Raw genomic sequence first — 19,008 nt, forward strand, 5'->3', positions numbered from 1 at the left:
GGGGGCCGGCGCCCTCGCAGTGATCGATCGGGGGATGCCATGCGAGCCATCGCCGTGCCGGAGTACGGCGCCACACCCGAGATGACGCGCGTGCCGCGTCCGGAGCCCGGGCCGGGCGAGCTGCTGGTGAAGCTCATCGCGGCCGGGGTGAACACGCTGGACTGGCGGATCGCCGAGGGCGCGCTCAAGGACTCGGTCGACGCGGCGTTCCCGCTCGTCCTCGGCCGGGACGGCGCGGGCGTCGTCGAGGACGTCGGGCCCGGCGTCACGCGGCTGCGGCACGGCGAGCAGGTCTACGGGTGCCTGTCCGCGGTCGCGCGCGGCCTCGGTACCTACGCCGAGTACGCCGTCGTCGACCAGCACGGCCCGGTCGGGCGCATCCCGGACGGCCTCGTCTACACCGACGCGGCGGCGGTGCCGACCGCGTGCATGACCGCGCTGGAGCTGGTCGAGGCGGCGGAGGTCGCCGCCGGGCAGGTCGTCCTCGTGGTGGGCGCGACCGGCGGGGTCGGCCGGGCCGTGGTGCAGCTGGCCGCCGCGTCCGGCGCCAGGGTGATCGCGACCGCCCGGCGCGCGCTGGCGGAGGAGATCCGGGGCCTCGGCGCGGCCGCGACCGTCGACCCGTCGGCGGGCGTCCTCAACGACCAGGTGTTCGCCGCGCACCCCGGCGGCCTCGACGCGATCATCGACCTGGCCAGCGACGCCGCGCGGACGGAGGCGCTCGCGCAGCTCCTGCGTCCGGGCGGGACCTATGCCTGTACGACGTGGGCGGTGAACCCGGACGCGATGGCCGCCCGCCGGATCCGCGGGATCAACCTCGACGGCACGCCCACGGGGGCGCTGCTGGAGCGCGTCTCCGCCCTCCTAGACTCGGGTGGGTTGCGGGTCGCGGTCGAGCGGGAGGTGCCGCTGGACGCGGCGCCCGGCGCGCTCGCCGACGACCGCGCCGGACCCGCCCGCCCGGGCGCGACCGTCATCCGGATCTAGGAGGGCACCATGGGCGAGGACGGCGCCGAGGGCGACAAGCGGGAGCGGCTGCGCACGGTCGAGGCGGACATCGAGCGGCTGCGCGCCGAGCTGCCGCGGCCGACCGAGGACGCGGCCGACTTCGTCGACGCGGGCCAGAACCTCACGGCCCGCCAGGAGCTGGGCGGCCAGATCGAGGCGCTGGAGAACGAACGGCAGCGCCTGCGCGACGACCTGGGCCTCGACTGAGCCCCGACCCGGGCCGGGTCGCGGGCTAGCTAGGGCGCGTATCAAGTGGCCTCAGCCATCACGCGGGCGCGCTAGCTGAGCGGTGGGGCCGAAGCCGAAGGCGAGGCCCCACCGCGAAGATCGCGAAGCGATCCGCGCCCGCAAAGGCACGGTCACGGCCGCGAGCCGCCAGGCGAGCGGCCGTGGGCCGTGACTTAAATAGACAGAGCGGGCAGGCGCAGGACGAAACGGGCGCCGCGCACCCCGTCCGCGCGGTCGGTCAGCACGAGCGTGCCGCCGTGCGCCTCCGCGATGTCCAGCGAGATCGCGAGGCCGAGCCCGGTGCCGCCCGCGTCCCGGTGCCGCCCCTCCGCGAGGCGGGTGAAGCGCTCGAACACCCGCTCGCGGTCCTCGGGCGCGATCCCGACGCCGTCGTCGATGACCTCGACCAGCGCGGTCGCGGGCAGCACGGTCCCGACGATCACCGTCACCGCGCGCTCGGCGTGCCGGTCGGCGTTGTCGATCAGGTTGGTCAGCAGCCGCGCGAGCTCGCTGCGCCCGCCGTTCACCCGCACCGGCCCCTCCGACAGGACCGTCACCTGGGCGCGGCGGGGGCGGCGCAGCACCTCCTGGTCCACCAGCTCGGTCAGGTCGACGACCTCGCGGGTGAAGTCGCGGTCGGCCTCCAGCCGGGCGAGCGCCAGCAGGTCGTCGACCACGGCCGTCACCCGGTCGGTGTTGTTGAGGATCGCCTGGAGCGTCTCGGGCAGGTCGGTGGCGTCCGGGTCGGCCAGGGCCAGCTCCAGCTCCGTCCGCAGCCCGGTCAGCGGACTGCGCAGCTCGTGCGAGACGTCGGAGACGAACGCCCGCTGCCGCGCGACGGCCTGCTCCAGCCGGTCGAGGGTCGCGTTGACGCTGCGGGCGAGCAGCGCCACCTCGTCCCGGCGGGGCGGCACCGGCACCCGGCGCTCCAGGTCGGTCGCGGTGATCTCGTCCAGCTCCCGGCGGATCGCGTCGACCGGACGCAGCGTCCGGCTCGCCGACAGCCAGGTCGCGTACCCGGTGAGCCCGCAGATCACCGGGATACCGAGCGCCAGCAGCCCCGCCATCAGCGGGCGCGGCAGCAGGCCCGGCTCGGGCGCGAGCGTGTAGACGAGCCGCTGCCCCCGCCCCATCCCCGCCCGGTACACCACGACCTGGAAGCACCGGCCGTGCGGCGCGTCCACCGAGCAGATGTGCCCGTCGCCGCGGGTGTCGCCGGACGCCGGCGGCGCGAACCGGACGGGCCGGCGCCCGTCCATCGCGGCGCTGGAGGAGACGACCCGGCCCTGGAGGTCCTGGACCTGCTGGAGCCCCCCGTCGGGGCTGTAGACCCGCGGCCCGAGCGTCCCCGTGAGGATCTCGGCGACGACCCGGCGGCCCTCCCGGGCGAGGTCGTGCTCCTGGTCGGCGGTGGCCTGCCGTCTGAGCAGCACCAGCAGCACCACGTACAGGGCGGTGGACAGCACGAGCGCCGCGAGGACCGCCGACACCGTCACCCGCACCCGGATCTCCGGGTGCCGGAGCGCGGCCCGCCAGAGCCAGCGGGTCAGGCTCCTGGGGAACGGACGGGACCGGACACGGATGACGACCTCCCACGGTATGGGGCACTACCCGTTCTTCCTTGCCAGAACAGGGCAAACGGGACCGTGGGCGGCGGGTAAAAAGATCGTCCCATCGCGGAAGCCGAAGCTCGGGCCCTGGGGGCTCAGGGCCCGAGCTCCGGGACTCCGCGTGTCGGGTGGACTCAGTCCTGGTCGAGGCCCCAGCGGGTGCGGATCGAACGGTCCACGACGCCGAACAGCTGGTCGATCACGATCCCGATGACCAGGATGACGATCATGTAGGAGATCATGTCGGCGGTGTTGTTCAGCTCCCTGGCCTGCGACAGCAGCACGCCGAGCGAGGTGGTGTCGCCGATGATGACCAGCAGCTCGCCCGCCATCAGGCTCCGCCACGCGAACGCCCAGCCCTGCTTGAGCCCCGCCACGAACGACGGCAGCGACGCGGGCATGATCAGGTGCCGGTACAGGTTCACCCCGCGCAGCCCCATCACCTTGCCCGCGCGCAGCAGGATGGGCGGCGTGTAGTCGACGCCCGTGATCAGCCCGTTGGCGATGGACGGCGCCGCGCCGAGCACCACCACGAACAGGATCGCGCTCTCGCTGAGCTGGAACAGCAGGATCGCGAGCGGGAACCACGCGATCGACGGCATCGTCTGGAGCCCGGTGATCAGCGACCCGAACGCGCGGCGCAGGATCCGCGACTGCGACACCAGGGCGCCGACCAGCACGCCGATCGCGATCGCGAGCGCGAACCCGATCACGGCGCGCTGCATGGTCAGCGCGACCGCGTCCCAGAACCGGGAGCTCGTGACCTGGTCCTTGAAGACCGGCAGCGTGTCCTTCGGGCCGGGCAGGACCCACGGCTCCTTCCAGCCGCTCCACACCACGACCTGCCAGGCCAGCAGCCCGATCAGCGCGGCGGCCGCCATCGGCCAGATCGCCGACCACGCGCGTTGCAGGGCGCGGCGCGGCGCCCCGCCGCCGCCGAGCTCCAGCGCGTCCAGGCCGGCGAGCTCGCGGTCGAGGGCGCCGCCGCCCGGCGCCCGCACGTCATGCGCCATGGCGGCTCACCTCCTCGCGCAGCCGGTCGGTGATGGTCGCGGCGAGCGCGGCCACGTCGGTCGCGTCGATCCGCCTCGGACGTTCCATTGGCACGGGGAACTCCTCCACGACCCGGCCTGGGCGGCTGCTGAGCAGCACGACCCGGTCGCCCAGCCGCACCGCCTCCCGCACGTTGTGGGTGACGAACAGCACGGTCAGCCCGCGCGTCCGCCAGATCCGCTCGATCTCGTCGTGCAGCAGGTCGCGGGTCATGGCGTCGAGCGCGCCGAACGGCTCGTCCATCAGCAGGACGGTGCCGCCCGGGACGCTGTCCTCGTTCTTGTTCTCCTCGATCGTCAGCGCCAGCGCGCGGGCGAGCGCGACCCGCTGGCGCATGCCGCCCGAGAGCTGGTGCGGACGCTTCTTCGCGAACCCGCCGAGGTGCACCGAGTCGAGCAGCTCGGCGGCACGGTCACGGCGGTCCTCGCGCGGGACGCCGCGCATCTTCAGCGCCAGCTCCAGGTTCCCCGTCACGGTCAGCCACGGGAACAGCGCCGGCTCCTGGAACATCAGCGCGACCCGCGCGCCGTTCTTGTCGATCGTCCCGGCGCTCGGCCGGTCGAGGTCGGCGACCAGGTTGAGCAGCGTGCTCTTGCCGCACCCGGAGGCGCCGAGCAGGCACACGAACTCACCGGGCGCCACGTCGAGGGAGACCTGGTCCAGTGCGAGGAGGGAGGATCCGCCCGTGCCGAACGCCTTGGAGACGTCGCTGAGCCGGACCGCCGTGGCCGCCGCGGTCATTTGTCGCTGACCTGTGCCTTCCCGCTCGCCTTGAGCACGTCGTTGAGGGGGCCGAGGTCGTAGATCCCGTTCAGATCGGTCTTCTCCAGCAGCCCGATCTCCTCGGCGTGCTGGGCGCCCTGCACCAGCGAGGTCGCGACCGGGTCGGTGGTGAACTGGATCTCCTTGAACGCCGAGTCGAGCACGGCGGGCTTGAGCGGCTTGCCGCTGAGCTTGGTCAGCGCGTCGTTGACCGCGGCCTTGGCCTCGGCCGGGTGCTGGTTGATGTAGTCGGTGCTCTCCACGACGCCCTGGAGCAGCTTCTTGACCTGGTCGGGGTGGGCCTTCTCGAACTTCTGGCTGACCAGCAGGTTGGTGATCACGAACTTGCCGCCGGGCCAGAGCGTCTTCTCGTCCAGCAGCCGCTTGCCCTTGCTCTCCAGGATCAGCCGCGAGGCGTAGGGCTCGGGGACCCACGCGCCGTCGATGTTCCCCTGCGCGAACGTCTGGAGCGTCTGCGCGTTGTCCTGCGGGACGATCTTCACGTCGCCGCTGCCGTCCTTGTTCGCCTTGAGGCCGTTCTTCTTGAGCCAGTAGCGGATCGCGACGTCCTGAGTGTTCCCGAGTTGCGGCGTGGCGATCTTCTTTCCCTTGAGATCCTGGACGCCGTTGATACCGGGTTTCACGACGAGCGAGACACCGCCCGAAGCGGCGCCGGAGATGATGTGGACCGCTTTCCCGTGTGACTTCGCCCACGCGTTGATGGACGGGTTCGGGCCGACGAACGTCGCGTCGACCGCTCCGGAGAACAGCGCCTCGACGGCGGCCGGCCCGGCGTTGAACGTCGCGGTCTTGGGGGCGGTGCCGAGGTGCTTGGCGAAGATCCCCTTCTGCACGCCGACGAGCGCGGTGGCGTGGGTGATGTTCGGGAAGTAGCCGAGCTTGAGCTGGGGGGACGATCCGGAGCCGCCGCCGTCGTCGTCGCCACCGCAGGCACCGAGCGCACCCGCTCCAGTGAGGACGGTCAGAGCCACTGTGGCGAGACGCCAGCGGAGTCCGCGATGCATTGTCATGTTTCCCTACTTATCAAGTCTGTTTGACGTGGACAGTAGATAAGGTGGGCAATGACTTCGTCAAGTCGGTTGCGCGGATCGGTTTCGTAACAAGGGCCGGATTTGTGAGCGGCGAGCCAGTTGGGTCGCGCGGGACGGCGCCGGATAGGCTCGGTGACCGCACCAATCCATTCGCAAGATCAAGGAGATGCCGTGTCGTCGATCGAGGCCGTAATCGCCCGGGAGATCCTTGACTCCCGAGGGAACCCGACCGTCGAGGTCGAGGTGCTCCTCGCCGACGGCACCGAGGCGTCGGCCGCCGTGCCGAGCGGCGCCTCCACCGGCCAGTTCGAGGCCGTCGAGCTGCGCGACGGCGGCGAGCGCTACGGCGGCAAGGGCGTGCGGAACGCCGTCCGCGCCGTCACCGAGACCATCGACGACAAGCTCGTCGGCTACCCCGCCTCCGACCAGCGGCTGGTCGACCAGCTGCTGATCGACCTGGACGGCACCCCCGCCAAGTCCGCGCTCGGGGCCAACGCGCTGCTCGGCGTCAGCCTCGCGGTGGCCAAGGCCGCCGCCGAGTCCGCCGGGCTGCCGCTGTTCCGCTACGTCGGCGGGCCGAACGCGCACGTGCTGCCCGTCCCGATGATGAACATCCTGAACGGCGGCGCGCACGCCGACACCAACGTCGACGTCCAGGAGTTCATGATCGCGCCGATCGGGGCGGCCACGTTCTCCGAGGCGGTGCGCTGGGGCGCCGAGACCTACCACGCGCTGAAGTCCGTGCTGAAGTCGCGCGGCCTCGCGACCGGCCTCGGCGACGAGGGCGGCTTCGCCCCCGACCTGCCGAGCAACCGCGACGCCCTCGACCTGATCCTGGAGGCGATCCGCAAGGCGGGCTTCACCCCCGGCCGCGACGTCGCGCTCGCCCTGGACGTCGCCGCCAGCGAGTTCCACTCCGACGGCCGCTACACCTACGAGGGCGCCGAGCGGTCCGCCGACGACATGGCCGCCTACTACGCCGAGCTGGTCACCGAGTACCCGCTGGTGTCCATCGAGGACCCGCTCGACGAGGAGGACTGGGCCGGCTGGTCCGGGCTCACCGCCGCGCTCGGCGACCGCGTCCAGCTCGTCGGCGACGACATCTTCGTCACCAACCCCGAGCGGCTCGGCCGCGGCATCGCCGAGGGCGCCGGCAACGCGCTGCTGGTCAAGATCAACCAGATCGGCACGCTGAGCGAGACCCTCGACGCGGTGACGCTGGCGCAGACCAGCGGCTACCGCTGCATGATGAGCCACCGGTCCGGCGAGACCGAGGACACCACGATCGCCGACCTCGCCGTCGCGACCAACTGCGGCCAGATCAAGACCGGCGCCCCCGCCCGCAGCGAGCGCGTCGCCAAGTACAACCAGCTCCTGCGCATCGAGGAGCTGCTGGGCGACGCGGCCCGTTACGCCGGCGCCGCCGCGTTCCCCCGGTTCGACCGGAAGAGCTGACCCGGCCGGGCCCGACGGCGACTCGCTGCCGGGCCCGACCGCCGGACCGCCGTCCGGACCTCCCCGCGACCGCTCGCGTACAGGCAAGGGGACACGCCATGGCGAAGGACGACAGGGCCCGCTCCCGGGCCGCCCGCGACGACCCCGACGAGGACGCCGGGCGGCGCGGCAACCCGGCGCTGACCAGCCGCGCCGCGATCCTCGCGGTCGTCGTGTGCGCGATCGCGCTGAGCCTCGCCTACCCGGTGCGCGAGTACATCGCCCAGCGCAAGGAGATCGCCGACCTCCAGCACAAGGAGAGCGTCGCCCGCCGGCAGGTGGACGAACTGGCCCAACGCAAGCAGCAACTGGGTGATAAGTCGTACATTGAGCGGGAGGCGACGCGCAGGCTCCACTACTGCCGTCCGGACGTGAAGTGCTACATCGTCCTGGACGGCGGCGGCGCGGGCGAGCAGGAGGCCCGCAAGGGCCGGCCGCCGAGCAAGCCGCCATGGTACGAGACACTGTGGCGGTCGGTGGAGGCCGCCGACCGGCCACGCTGACCCCGCGCGCTCAGCGCGCGGGCAGGTCAGGGGTCATTTTGAGGGTCCGCGGGTGGGGACACAGATGGTTGAGGAACGCTCCTACAAAGAAGCAGCTGCCGGGGGGTCTGGGGGGTCGTCCCCCCAGAATGAAACGGCAGGCGGGGAGGACGTCGCGGCGGTGGCGGCGCAGCTCGGGAGGGAGCCGCGCGGCATCCGGCGGGTGGCCTACCGGTGCCCCTGCGGGAAGCCCGCCGTCGTCGAGACGGCGCCGCGGCTCCCGGACGGCACCCCGTTCCCCACGCTGTTCTACCTCACGTGCCCGAAGGCCGCCTCGGCCATCGGGACGCTGGAGGGCGGCGGGATGATGCGCGAGATGCAGGCGCGGCTCGCCGGCGACCCGTCCCTGAAGGACGCCTACACCGCCGCGCACGAGGACTACCTGCGCCGTCGCGGCGACGCCGCCCGCGAGGACGGCGTCGAACTGCTGCCCGAGGGCATGCAGAGCGCGGGCGGGATGCCGGAGCGGGTGAAGTGCCTGCACGCCCTCATCGCGCACGAGCTGGCCGTCCCCGGCGTGAACCCGTTCGGCCGGGAGGCGCTGGACGCGCTGCCCGACTGGTGGCGCTCGGGGTCCTGCGTCCGTCCCGGCGCGGGGGAGGAGGGCCAGTGACGCGCGTCGCCGCCATCGACTGCGGGACCAACTCGGTCCGGCTCCTGATCGCCGACATCGAGTCCGGCGCGGACGGCGGGGCCCTCACCGACGTCGAGCGCCGGATGGAGATCGTCCGGCTGGGGGAGGGCGTCGACCGGACGGGCCGCCTCGCCCCGGCGGCGCTGAAGCGGACGTTCACGGCGATGCGCGGCTACGCCGAGCTGATCGAGCGGCACGGCGCGGAGGCGGGGCGGGGGCCGCTCAAGACCCGGGTGGTCGCGACCAGCGCCACCCGCGACGCCGCCAACCGGTCGGAGTTCGTCGACGGCGTCGTCGAGATCTTCGGCGTCGTGCCCGAGGTGATCAGCGGGGACGAGGAGGCCGCGCTGTCGTTCGCGGGCGCGACGCGGGAGCTGGCGGGGCTGCGTCCCGCCCGTCCCTACCTGGTCGTGGACATCGGCGGCGGCTCGACGGAGTTCGTGCTCGGCAGTTCCTCGCCCGACGCGGCGCGGTCGGTCGACATCGGCTGCGTGCGGATGACCGAGCGGCACCTGCGGGACGGCGACCCGCCCTCGCCCGAGCACATCGCCGACGCGGTCGCCGACATCGACGCGGCGCTGGACCGCGTCCGCGAGGTGGTGCCGGTGGACGAGGCGCGCACGCTGGTGGGCCTCGCGGGCTCGGTCACCACGGTCGCCGGGATCGCGCTGGACCTGCCGGAGTACGACCCGGCGCGGATCCACCTGTCCCGGATCACCGCGGGCCAGGTGCACGAGGTGACGCGGCGGCTGCTGCACGCGACGCGCGCCGAGCGGGCGGAGTTCGGCGTCATGCATCCCGGCCGGGTGGACGTGATCGGCGCGGGCGCGCTCATCCTCGACCGCATCATGCGCGAGTACGGCTTCGGCGCGGTCGTGGTGAGCGAGCACGACATCCTCGACGGCATCGCCTGGTCCCTCCTATAAGAGGGGCACTACCGCTCGAACTCGAACCCGGCTACTGCTTGAACTGGGCGAGCAGCGCCGGGATCAGCACGGCGTTGGGGTTCTGCTGCGGCACGTAGAGGACGGGCGCCGCGCTGCTGGACTGGTGGATCCAGACGCGGCCGCCGTCCACGGTGGCGCGGGAGATCGCCGTCCAGCTCAGCGAGACCCGGTTGCCGCGCACGCCGCCGGGGTGGACGGTCAGCCCCTGCGCGACGTCGATCGACTCGCCGGCCTGGACGCGTCCGGCCAGCTCGGCGACCAGCCGCTGCTCGGCCTGGACCTGGCACAGCTCGATCAGCCGCCCCCAGATCCGCTCCGGCTCGCCCTCGGGGCCGAGCGGACGGCCGGGCATGGCGTCCGGCTCGATGACGACCTCGACGCGCGGCCCGCCGTGGAACGGGAAACGGCCCGCTTGGAACACCCATTGGGTGGTCGCCCCGTGGCCGAAACCGGACGGGACCTCCGCCGCCCAGTAGGCGACCCACTCGACCCGGGGCCATCCGAGCACGGCCGTCCCGTAGGAGACGAGCTCGTCGTCGGCGTGCAGGCGCAGACCGCGGACGTTCACGTCCACGGCCTGGACGGCGGGCTGCCGGCCCCAGTCGTTGCGTTGCCCTAACGGCGCGCTGTAGTACGGCTCCCGGTCGCGCCGCTCCTCCCGCCGCCGGGGCCGCTCCTCCCGCCGCGCGCGGGGCGGTCCGGGCGGCTCGGGGTTGAGGCGCTCGGTCCAGACCTGGCCGTCCCACCAGCGCAGGCTGCCGGTTCCGTAGGGGTCGGGATACCAGCCCGGTTGCGACAAGGCAGCCTCCGCTTCGCGAATGGGGTGCCGGACACCCGCCTCCCCGACCGGCCAACGCATCGTATCGAGCCGAGCCCCCGGCGCAGAGTGCGCGGCCACTCCGCGCCACTTGCTCCCCCGGGTGGGACGATGAGCGGTATGGCGAACGCTCCCTTCGTAACCCCCGGGTCGGGATGGCCGGGCGACCCGGCGACGCCCGACACGCCAGTGGCGCACGACGCCGCCGAGGTGATCGAGCTGGCCGCGAAGTCACCCGGTCTGGACGATTTGTGCGCCCGGCAGTCGGTGTGCCGGGCCTGCGACCGGCTCGTGGAGTGGCGCGAGCGGGTCGCGGTCGAGCGGCGCAGGGCGTTCGCGGACGAGGAGTACTGGGGGCGGCCGATCCCCGGGTGGGGCGCCGCCGAGCCCCGGGTCATGATCGTGGGCCTGGCGCCCGCCGCGCACGGCGGGAACCGCACGGGACGGATCTTCACCGGCGACCGGTCCGGCGACTGGCTGTTCGCCTCGCTGCACCGGGTGGGGCTCGCGGCCCTGCCGACCAGCGTCCACGCGGCGGACGGGCAGCGGCTGATCGACACGAGGGTGGCGGCGGCGGTCCGCTGCGCGCCGCCCGACAACAAGCCGACCCCGCTGGAGCGGACGACGTGCCTGCCGTGGCTGGCCCGCGAGGTCGCCGAGGTCGCGCCGAGCGTGCGGTGCGTGGTCTGCCTGGGCGGGTTCGCGTGGCAGGCGGTGTGGCCGGCGCTCCGGCAGGCGGGATACGGGCTGCCCCGGCCGCGTCCGAAGTTCGGGCACGGCGCGGAGGTCGAGCTGGCGCCGCCGTCCTCGGTGCCCCGCCGGGAGCCCGTCCTGCTGCTGGGCTGCTACCACCCGAGCCAGCAGAACACCTTCACCGGACGGGTCACCGAGGACATGCTGGACGCCGTCCTCACCCGCGCCCGCGACTACTCGTAGCGTTCCAGCGTGCTACGGGTGCGTGAGGGTGAGCGGCGTCAGGTGGATGCGCCCGTGCTGGCAGACGGCGCCGTAGTTCCACGGCGCGACCAGCCGCGTGGTCTCGTTCGGCGGGATCACGCTCAACGAGGTCGGGACGGGCTCGCACGGGTCGCCGGTCTCGTCGTCGGCCGGGACCGCGGCCCAGTGCAGCACCTCGTACGCCTTGTGCCCGGCCGGGATCGTGATCGTGTGGGCCTTCCCGTCACGGATGGTCGTGGTGGGGATGGCGCCCTCCGCGTCCGCCTGGTCGAGGCCCGACCAGCCGCCGGTGGTACAGGCGCTCTTCGAGACGTTGGTGAGGGTGAGCGTGAGGTAGCGCTGCCCCGCGCCGGCGTCGAAGTCGGACAACGACGCCTTGAGCTTGGACGTGGTGCAGTGCGGCGTGGCGCGTCCGGCGGCCTTGCCGGTGGCGGCCTGGTCCGCGTTGGCCGCCGCCGCGAAACCGGTCAGCGCGGTCGCGGTGACGGCGGTGGCGGCGATCGTGCCCCAGATGATGCGCTTCATTGTGCATCTCCCCAATCAGGTGACGTCCCCCAGAACGGGTGACGGCGGGGCAGGGCCTGGGCCAAGCGGCCGGAGCCGGGCGGGCCGACCCCTGAACGGCCCGCCCGGTCCGGCCGCTTGACGCCCCCGTTGGGCCCCGGCCCCACCGTCGATCTCTTCTGGCGGTTCATCGGGTGAGATGTTGATATATCGGCAAAAGTTCGGCGCGGATGGTCATGAAACTCCGCCCGGACGGGAGGGCTCCCGCGCCCGCTGAGGTGCGCGGCAGGGTGATCCGCGCGGTATGGGGGTACCGGTCCCGGTATGCCTTCCGAGCACAGCACGGCACGCGTCCAGCACATCGTGATCATCGGCGGCGGCTACGTCGGTATGTACACGGCCCTGCGCCTCCAGAAGAAGCTGCGCGGGCGGCTGCGCCGCGGCGAGGTCGCGGTGACCGTGATCGACCCGCAGTCCTATATGACCTACCAGCCGTTCCTGCCGGAGGCCGCCGCCGGGAACCTGGAGCCGAGGCACGTCGTGGTGCCGCTGCGGAAGGTCCTGCGCCGCTGCCGGATCGTCAACGGGTTCGCGACGCGGATCGAGCACGCGACGCGGACGGTGACCGTCCGCCCGGCGGGCGCGGACGCCACCGGCGCGCCCGACCAGGAGATCGGCTACGACGCGCTGGTGGTGGCGCTCGGCTCGGTGTCGCGGACGCTGCCGATCCCCGGCCTCGCCGACTGCGGGATCGGCTTCAAGACGGTCGAGGAGGCGATCTTCCTGCGCAACCACGTCCTGCACCAGCTCGACATCGCCGCGTCCAACCCCGCCGACGAGGAGGTCCGGCGGCGGGCGCTGACGTTCGTGTTCGTCGGCGCCGGGTTCGCGGGCATCGAGGCGCTGGCGGAGCTGGAGGACATGGCGCGGGACGCCTGCCGCTGGTACCCGACGATCGACGCGTCCGAGATGCGCTGGATGATGATCGAGGCCACCGACCGCATCCTGCCCGAGGTCGGGCCCGAGATGGGCCGCTGGACGGCCGAGGCGCTGCGCCGCCGCGGCATCGAGGTCAGGCTGGAGACGCTGCTCAAGTCCGCGGAGGGCCGGCACATCGTGTTGAGCGACGGCGAGGAGTTCGACGCCGGGACCCTCGTCTGGACGGCCGGGGTGAAGCCGCACCCGGTCGTCGGCGACAGCGACCTCCCGCTGGACGACAAGGGCCGGATCAAGGCGACGCCCGAGCTGACCGTCGAGGGGCTGGAGTACGTCTACGCGGCGGGCGACAACGCCGCCGTCCCCGACCTGACCGACACCGGCGACTTCACCGCGCCCAACGCCCAGCACGCGGTCAGGCAGGCCAAGCGGCTCGGCGACAACATCGCGGCGGACGTGTGCGGCAAGCCGCGCAAGCCCTACCGGCACGCCTACGTCGGCTCGGTGGCCGGTCTCGGCCTGCACAAGGGTGTGGCGAACGTCTACGGCGTGAAACTCCGTGGGATTCTCGCCTGGCTCATGCACCGCACATACCATCTGTCTCGTATGCCGACCGTGAACCGCAAGTTCCGGATCACCGCCGACTGGACGCTCGCCCTGTTCTTCCGGCGCGAGATCGTCTCGCTGGGCGAGCTGGAACGGCCCCGCCAGGAGTTCGAACTGGCGGCCGGGAGGCGCACCGACACCTAGCTCATGCCCCCGAGGAGGCGTTCCCGAGGATGAAGGACGGAGTCGCCTCCAGGTTGGCGCCGCTGCTCACCAAGATCATGCTCGGTGAGGGCCGCGAGGCCGAGCACGAGCTGCCGATCCGGGTGCGGGCGTGGGACGGCAGCACCGCCGGGCCGTCCGGTGCGCCCACGTTCGTGATCCGGCACCGCCGGGCGCTGCGCAGGCTGCTGTGGAAGCCGGGGGAGATGGGCCTCGTCCGCGCCTACGTCGCCGGTGAGCTGGACATCGAGGGCGACGTGTTCGCCGCGCTCGACGCCGTCCAGCAGGTGATGCGCAGCGGCGACCAGCCGATCAGGCTGAGCGGGGACGACAAGCGCGACATCGTCCGGACGGCGGTGACGCTCGGCGCCGTCGGCCCCGAGCCGAAGCCGCCGCCCGAGGAGTTCACCTCCGGTCGAGGCCCCGGCCCGCTGACCGAGTCGGCGGCGTTCTTCGCCCGGCTGTTCGGGGACGGCCTCGCGCACGGCACCGGGCAGTGGGACCAGGCCGTCGACCTCGACGAGGCCACCCGCGCCGCGCACCGCGCGCTCGCCGAGCGGCTCGGGCTGTTCACCGGCGCCCGCGTCCTGGACCTGAACGGCGGCTGGGGCGCGTTCGCCCGGTACGCGGGCGCCGAGCACGGCGCCCGCGTGGTCGCGCTGACCCGCACCGCCGAGCAGGCCGACCACCTCCGCGCGCTCGCGGCGGAGTCCGGCGCCGACCTCCAGCCGCGCGGCTTCGACCTCACCGAGGCGGGCGACGGCCCCTTCGACGCGATCGTCGGGATCGCGGGCATCGAGGCGTTGGATCGTGACACCGCGCGGCTGCACGAGCTGCTCGCGCCGGGCGGACGGCTCGTCCTCCAGCAGCCCGTCCGCCGCCCCGGCCCGCACCAGATCCGCCGGACGTTCACCACCAGCTACATGTTCCCCGAGGACGGCGAGCTGCGTCCCCTCGGCGCGATCGTCGGCGAGCTGGAGGACGCGGGCCTGGAGGTCCGGGCCGTCGGCGCGCTCCGCGAGCACCACGCGCGGACGCTCCGGGCCTGGGCGGCGAACCTTCAACGTCATTGGACACACTGCGCCGAACTAGCCGGAACCGGCCGCGCCCGGGTCTGGCTGCTCTATCTCGCGGCCTGCGCCCTCGCCAGTGAGAGCGGACGGATCGGTATGCACGAAATATGTGCTATTCGCCGAGATCGCGACGGTCGGGCGGGAACGACCTTGGTGGAAGGGCGCGCCGTAATAAGCCGTTGAACCGTGCCGAATTCCCGTCCGGCCTGGTGCACGCACAAGATCATGCGTTGCATGTCGAGCTGGCCGTTTCCGGCCCGCTGCCGCTCACATGGCCGCTCACCGGCGGGAATGCGCCTGGAGTCGAATTTCGCTCGTCCGGCGCCCCAAGGGCGTCCCGGTATGATTACGCCGCCCCTGTAGCCCAATGGCAGAGGCAGGCTCCCTAAAAGAGCCTATGTGTCGGTTCGAGTCCGACCAGGGGCACCCGACGACCGGCCGGCGGCCCGCCTGGGCGCGCCGGCCGGACTCCTTCCGAACGCTTACCGAACGGCTTTCGAACGGCACACGAAGATCCATTGAGCCGGTCTTTCGGGGGTTCGCCGACACGGTTAGGGGAAGGTTCCGCAACGTACCTGGACGAGCGCCATTCGGTGCTTAGACTGGTGCTCGGGTCGGCCGACATGGAGGCGTCAATGGAGAGCAGGAACCCGGCATTCCGGGGCCGTGCCTTCGAGCAGCGCTCGGGCGCCGCCTACGGAGCGCCCGGCGGTGGAGCGCCCGGTTACGGCGCACCCGCCTACGGCCAGTACGGATACTCCCCGGCACCGCCGCAGGCGCCGCCGGCGGCCACCCGTCCGATGACGATGGACGACGTCGTCGTCCGCGGCTTCTCGACCCTGCTCATGCTGGTGATCACCGCCGCGCTCGCCTGGACGCTGGTGCCCATCCGCCTGGCCACGGCGGTGCTGGCGGTCGCGCTCGTCGCCGAGCTCGGGATCTGGGCGTTCATCACCTTCGGCCGCAAGGCGAACGCGCCGATGGTGCTGGCGTTCGCCGCGGCCTACGGGGTCGCGGTCGGCATCATCAGCCACGTCTACAACGACATCTACCACGGCGTCGTCTTCCAGGCCGTGATCGGCACCGCGCTCGCCTTCGGCGCGACGCTCGCCGTCTACGCGCTGCGGATCGTCCGCGTCACCCCCGGTTTCGCCCGGTTCGTCATCGCGGCGGGCCTCGGCCTGATCGGGCTGATGCTCGTCAACGGGCTCGTGCACCTGTTCGGCGGCGACGGCGGCATCGGCATCCGCGACCCGAGCAGCCCGCTCGCCTACGTCTTCAGCGTCGCCGCGATCCTCGTCGGCTGCTTCTTCCTGCTGCTCGACTTCGACACGATCGAGCAGGGCGTCCGCTCGGGCGCCCCGGAGAAGTTCGCCTGGTACTGCGCGTTCGGGCTGGTGCTCAGCCTCGTGTGGATCTACCTGGAGATGCTCCGGCTGCTGTCCTACTTCACCGGCCGCGACTGACGCCGAGGGCCGGGCGCCGGGCCTGGAGGGCTCAAGACGCCGATCGGCCCCCCGCCGCGTCCAGCGAGGGGCCGATCGTCGTGGGATCTCTGCGCCAGGGTCGCATGCGTCGCGACTGCGGGGATCACCCGTTGGCGGGAACCCACCGGGTCCGTGGGGGCACGCCTCAGTAGTGGCGCGCACGGCGCGTGCGCTCGTGTTCGCGCACCAGCGCGGCGGCGTAGCCGTGGGAGAGGTTGTGCTCCTCGGCCAGCCAGCTACAGCGTTCCTCACAACGGGAGAACGACGGACCGTTCTCGATGGCGGTGAACCACTCGGGGATGTCACGTCCTGTGACTTGCGGAATGCGGGCGATCAACTTGCTGTGCGTCTCCGGCGAGTGGTTCAGTGACAATTGGCACCTCCAGGTCGCGGGGCTCTTCCTGCCGACTCTGCAACAGCGACCGGCATGTGACAACCCCCTAACGGGGACCTATCTATCACGTTACGTAGATCATTCGTAACGGGGACATCCTCCGGTAAAGACGCAGGTGGCCCGCCCGCGGGCCACCGAGCGCCTTGACACGGTCTACGACAGGCGTTCCAGCACCATCGCCATGCCCTGCCCGCCGCCGACGCACATCGTCTCCAGGCCGAACTGCCCGTCGTGGAAACGGAGCCCGTTCAGCAGCGTCGAGGTGATCCGGGCCCCGGTCATCCCGAACGGGTGCCCGACGGCGATCGCACCGCCGTTGACGTTCAGCTTGTCCAGGTCGATCCCGAGCTCCTCCGCCGAGGGCAGCACCTGCGCCGCGAACGCCTCGTTGATCTCGACCAGGTCGATGTCGTCGATGGTCATGCCCGCCTTCGCGAGCGCCTTGCGGGACGCGCCCACCGGCCCGAGCCCCATGATCTCGGGCGAGAGCCCGGTGACGCCGGTGGACACGATCCGCGCCAGCGGCGTGATCCCCAGCTCGGCGGCCTTGACGTCGCTCATGACGATGACGGCGGCGGCACCGTCGTTGAGCGGGCAGCAGTTGCCCGCGGTGACCGTCCCGTCCGGGCGGAACACCGGCTGGAGCGCGGCCACCTTCTCGTAGGTCGTGCCGGGACGCGGGCCGTCGTCCTTGGCGACGACCGTCCCGTCCGGCAGCGTGACCGGGGTGATGTCGCGCTCCCAGAACCCGTTGGCCAGCGCCTTCTCCGCGAGGTTCTGCGAGCGGACGCCGAACTCGTCCTGGGCCTGCCGGGTCACGCCCCGGGACGCGGCCACGTTCTCGGCCGTCTGCCCCATGGCGATGTAGACGTCGGGGACGGCGCCGTCCTCCCGTGGATCGTGCCACACCTCCGCGCCGCCCTCGGCGACCTTGGCGGTGCGGGCCTCGGCGTCCGCGAACACCGGGTTCTTGGTGTCGGGCAGCCCGTCGCTGCTGCCCTTGGCGAACCGGCTGACGGTCTCGACCCCCGCCGACACGATCACGTCGGCCTCCCCGGCCTTGATCGCGTGGAACGCCATCCGGGTCGTCTGCAACGAGGACGAGCAGTACCGCGTGATCGTCGCGCCGGGCACCCGGTCCCAGCCGAGCAGCACCGCCACGACACGTCCCATGTTGTAGCCCTGCTCGCCCCCGGGCAGCCCGCATCCGAGCAGCAGGTCGTCGATCTCGGCCGGGTCGAGCTGCGGCACCTTGGCCATCGCGGCGGTGACCATCTGGGCGGTGAGGTCGTCGGGACGGATCTCCTTCAGCGACCCCTTGAAGGCGCGTCCGATCGGGGAGCGGGCGGTGGCGACGATGACTGCCTCGGGCATGTGCGGGACTCCTGTCTCACGACCGGTCTGCTGGACCTGGGCGGGCGGCCGCGAGGGACGGCGTTACCCGCCGGTCACCAGCAATCTAGCTCCCGTCCCGAACCCGGGTACACGGCGGGTCCCGCCGATTTCCCGGCCGCGCTGTGACGGTGGCCCCATGCGAGCGGGACCCGGGGGGACACAGACTGTGATCACGCACTCGGACAAACCCGCCTTCGCGCGGACGGCGGCGGACCCGGGCGGCGAAGGACGACCGGGGCTCGCCACTGGTGACCGGGCGGGCCCCGGTCCTACTTCCCCGATCACCGGGACCAGCCGGTTCGCGCCTGGTCAGGCGGTGTCCGGTGCGGGAGCCGGGAGGTCGGACGGGGCGGTGCGGCGGCGCAGCAGCCGCGCCCAGCGGCCCCGGGGCCCCCGGTCGTCCCCGGCGACCGACGCGCCGGAGACCTCGGTGCCCGACACCTCGGCGGCCTCGGCGGCGGCCAGGTAGACCGGGAGAACGCCCTGGTCGAGCAGGGTCTCCACGTCCGGTTCGAGGTCGAGCGCGTGCGCCATCGAGGGCAGCAGCGCGGCGGACGCGGCGGCGTAGCCGCGGGCGGAGGGGTGGTAGCGGTCCTCGCTGAACATCGACAGCGGGTCGGCGGCGAACTCGCGGCCGAGCAGGTCGCCGAGGGACACCGAGCGGCCGCCGTGCTCCACGACCGAGATCGTCTGGGCGGCGGCGAGCTGGCGGCTCGCGCGCCGGGCGATCCACTTGAGCGGCTGCATGAGCGGCTTGACCGAGCCGAGGTCGGGGCAGGTGCCGACCACCACCTGGCAGCCGGTCGCGCGGAGCGCCGCGACCGCGTCCGAGAGGTGCCGGACGGACTCGGCGGGCGGCACCCGGTTCGTCACGTCGTTGGCGCCGATCATGACGACGGCCAGGTCGGGCCGGACCTGGGACGCCCGCTCGCACTGCCCCGCCAGCTCCGCCGACCGCGCGCCGGGCCGCGCCACGTTCGTCAGCCGGACGGGCCGTCCCGCGATCGACGACAGCCCCGCCGCCAGCATCGCGGCGGGCGTCTCGTCGGGGGTGTGGACGCCGAGCCCCGCCGCCGTGGAGTCGCCGAGCATCACCAGCGACAGCGGCGGGCCGTCGAGCCCGCCCCCGTACAGGCCGTCGGCCGCGGGCGGCGCGCCGTTCGGCGTCGCCTGGATGATCTTGCGGGCGAGCCGTGCCTCCACGACCACGAGCCCGAACGTGATGCCGCCGAGGGCCGTGATGCCCCCGCCCCCGTAGGCCGCCGCCGCGGCGATGCGGCGCGCGGTGAACGCTCTCAACATTCCGCGCTGACCCTCCGTGATCCGGTTCCTACCCTCGCGCGAGGA

Annotated in this window: 19 protein-coding genes and 1 tRNA gene; 11 read left to right on the top strand and 9 right to left on the bottom strand. The window is 72.7% G+C overall.

Annotation, left to right across the window (positions count from 1 at the left end; genetic code table 11):
* The first annotated feature begins 39 nt into the window (after positions 1 to 39).
* Both K2F47_RS01910 and K2F47_RS01915 read left to right on the top strand, forming a co-directional pair.
* Positions 40 to 987: an NADP-dependent oxidoreductase gene (locus K2F47_RS01910; RefSeq protein WP_242900910.1), complete on the top strand. Its 948-nt coding sequence runs from the start codon at positions 40 to 42 to the stop codon at positions 985 to 987.
* A gap of 9 nt (positions 988 to 996) precedes the next feature.
* Positions 997 to 1,215 (top strand): hypothetical protein, encoded by a 219-nt coding sequence (locus tag K2F47_RS01915; protein ID WP_242900911.1) that lies wholly within the window; start codon positions 997 to 999, stop codon positions 1,213 to 1,215.
* 194 nt (positions 1,216 to 1,409) lie between these two features.
* Here K2F47_RS01915 and K2F47_RS01920 read toward each other — a convergent pair whose 3' ends face one another.
* The 4 genes from K2F47_RS01920 to K2F47_RS01935 form a co-directional block, all read right to left on the bottom strand.
* Positions 1,410 to 2,738: a sensor histidine kinase gene (locus K2F47_RS01920; protein WP_242900912.1), complete on the bottom strand. Its 1,329-nt coding sequence runs from the start codon at positions 2,736 to 2,738 to the stop codon at positions 1,410 to 1,412.
* A 242-nt stretch (positions 2,739 to 2,980) separates the two neighbouring features.
* Positions 2,981 to 3,859: an ABC transporter permease gene (locus tag K2F47_RS01925; protein ID WP_242900913.1), complete on the bottom strand. Its 879-nt coding sequence runs from the start codon at positions 3,857 to 3,859 to the stop codon at positions 2,981 to 2,983.
* The gene (locus tag K2F47_RS01930; protein ID WP_242900914.1) at positions 3,849 to 4,640 is read right to left on the bottom strand and encodes an ABC transporter ATP-binding protein; all 792 of its coding nucleotides are present in this window, start codon (positions 4,638 to 4,640) and stop codon (positions 3,849 to 3,851) included. The genes K2F47_RS01925 and K2F47_RS01930 overlap by 11 nt, the downstream gene beginning before the upstream one ends.
* Positions 4,637 to 5,686, bottom strand: coding sequence for an ABC transporter substrate-binding protein (locus K2F47_RS01935; protein ID WP_242900915.1), 1,050 nt, complete (start codon positions 5,684 to 5,686; stop codon positions 4,637 to 4,639). Before K2F47_RS01935 ends, K2F47_RS01930 begins: the two co-directional genes overlap by 4 nt.
* 198 nt (positions 5,687 to 5,884) lie before the next feature.
* Between K2F47_RS01935 and eno the strand changes: the two genes are divergently transcribed.
* The 4 genes from eno to K2F47_RS01955 all read left to right on the top strand — a co-directional run bounded on the left by eno (position 5,885) and on the right by K2F47_RS01955 (position 9,309).
* On the top strand, positions 5,885 to 7,168 hold the full coding sequence (gene eno / locus K2F47_RS01940) for a phosphopyruvate hydratase (protein ID WP_242900916.1): 1,284 nt from the start codon (positions 5,885 to 5,887) through the stop codon (positions 7,166 to 7,168).
* Between the two features lie 98 nt (positions 7,169 to 7,266).
* Positions 7,267 to 7,710, top strand: coding sequence for an FtsB family cell division protein (locus tag K2F47_RS01945; RefSeq protein WP_242900917.1), 444 nt, complete (start codon positions 7,267 to 7,269; stop codon positions 7,708 to 7,710).
* 160 nt (positions 7,711 to 7,870) lie between these two features.
* Positions 7,871 to 8,362: a DUF501 domain-containing protein gene (locus K2F47_RS01950; RefSeq protein WP_242900918.1), complete on the top strand. Its 492-nt coding sequence runs from the start codon at positions 7,871 to 7,873 to the stop codon at positions 8,360 to 8,362.
* A complete protein-coding gene (locus K2F47_RS01955) occupies positions 8,359 to 9,309 on the top strand; it encodes a Ppx/GppA phosphatase family protein (RefSeq protein WP_242900919.1) in 951 nt (316 codons plus the stop codon). The genes K2F47_RS01950 and K2F47_RS01955 overlap by 4 nt, the downstream gene beginning before the upstream one ends.
* Before the next feature lie 31 nt (positions 9,310 to 9,340).
* Here K2F47_RS01955 and K2F47_RS01960 read toward each other — a convergent pair whose 3' ends face one another.
* Positions 9,341 to 10,129 (bottom strand): DUF2510 domain-containing protein, encoded by a 789-nt coding sequence (locus K2F47_RS01960; protein ID WP_242900920.1) that lies wholly within the window; start codon positions 10,127 to 10,129, stop codon positions 9,341 to 9,343.
* Positions 10,130 to 10,267: 138 nt separating this feature from the next.
* Between K2F47_RS01960 and K2F47_RS01965 the strand changes: the two genes are divergently transcribed.
* The gene (locus K2F47_RS01965; RefSeq protein ID WP_242900921.1) at positions 10,268 to 11,083 is read left to right on the top strand and encodes a uracil-DNA glycosylase; all 816 of its coding nucleotides are present in this window, start codon (positions 10,268 to 10,270) and stop codon (positions 11,081 to 11,083) included.
* Positions 11,084 to 11,095: 12 nt separating this feature from the next.
* Here K2F47_RS01965 and K2F47_RS01970 read toward each other — a convergent pair whose 3' ends face one another.
* Positions 11,096 to 11,629 carry a DUF4232 domain-containing protein gene (locus K2F47_RS01970; protein WP_242900922.1) on the bottom strand — a complete coding sequence of 178 codons (534 nt, stop codon included), beginning with the start codon at positions 11,627 to 11,629 and terminating at the stop codon, positions 11,096 to 11,098.
* 303 nt (positions 11,630 to 11,932) lie between these two features.
* Here K2F47_RS01970 and K2F47_RS01975 point away from each other — a divergent pair, with 303 nt between their 5' ends.
* The 4 genes from K2F47_RS01975 to K2F47_RS01990 all read left to right on the top strand — a co-directional run bounded on the left by K2F47_RS01975 (position 11,933) and on the right by K2F47_RS01990 (position 15,851).
* Positions 11,933 to 13,294: an NAD(P)/FAD-dependent oxidoreductase gene (locus K2F47_RS01975; protein ID WP_242900923.1), complete on the top strand. Its 1,362-nt coding sequence runs from the start codon at positions 11,933 to 11,935 to the stop codon at positions 13,292 to 13,294.
* A gap of 29 nt (positions 13,295 to 13,323) precedes the next feature.
* Complete coding sequence (locus K2F47_RS01980; protein WP_242900924.1) at positions 13,324 to 14,568, top strand: class I SAM-dependent methyltransferase; 1,245 nt, start codon at positions 13,324 to 13,326, stop codon at positions 14,566 to 14,568.
* A gap of 170 nt (positions 14,569 to 14,738) precedes the next feature.
* Positions 14,739 to 14,811, top strand: a tRNA-Leu gene (locus K2F47_RS01985).
* 209 nt (positions 14,812 to 15,020) lie between these two features.
* The gene (locus K2F47_RS01990) at positions 15,021 to 15,851 is read left to right on the top strand and encodes a Bax inhibitor-1/YccA family protein (protein ID WP_242900925.1); all 831 of its coding nucleotides are present in this window, start codon (positions 15,021 to 15,023) and stop codon (positions 15,849 to 15,851) included.
* A 166-nt stretch (positions 15,852 to 16,017) separates the two neighbouring features.
* Here the strand turns inward: K2F47_RS01990 and K2F47_RS01995 are convergent, their stop codons facing one another.
* From K2F47_RS01995 to K2F47_RS02005, 3 genes are all read right to left on the bottom strand, one after another.
* On the bottom strand, positions 16,018 to 16,245 hold the full coding sequence (locus tag K2F47_RS01995; protein WP_156219064.1) for a DUF4287 domain-containing protein: 228 nt from the start codon (positions 16,243 to 16,245) through the stop codon (positions 16,018 to 16,020).
* 174 nt (positions 16,246 to 16,419) lie between these two features.
* Positions 16,420 to 17,640, bottom strand: a complete 1,221-nt coding sequence (locus K2F47_RS02000; RefSeq protein WP_242900926.1) for an acetyl-CoA C-acetyltransferase — start codon at positions 17,638 to 17,640, stop codon at positions 16,420 to 16,422.
* Between the two features lie 330 nt (positions 17,641 to 17,970).
* Positions 17,971 to 18,963 carry an SGNH/GDSL hydrolase family protein gene (locus K2F47_RS02005; RefSeq protein ID WP_242900927.1) on the bottom strand — a complete coding sequence of 331 codons (993 nt, stop codon included), beginning with the start codon at positions 18,961 to 18,963 and terminating at the stop codon, positions 17,971 to 17,973.
* Between the last annotated feature and the right edge of the window lie 45 nt (positions 18,964 to 19,008).

This window comes from Actinomadura terrae (assembly GCF_022751215.1).
Taxonomy (GTDB): Bacteria; Actinomycetota; Actinomycetes; order Streptosporangiales; family Streptosporangiaceae; genus Spirillospora; species Spirillospora terrae.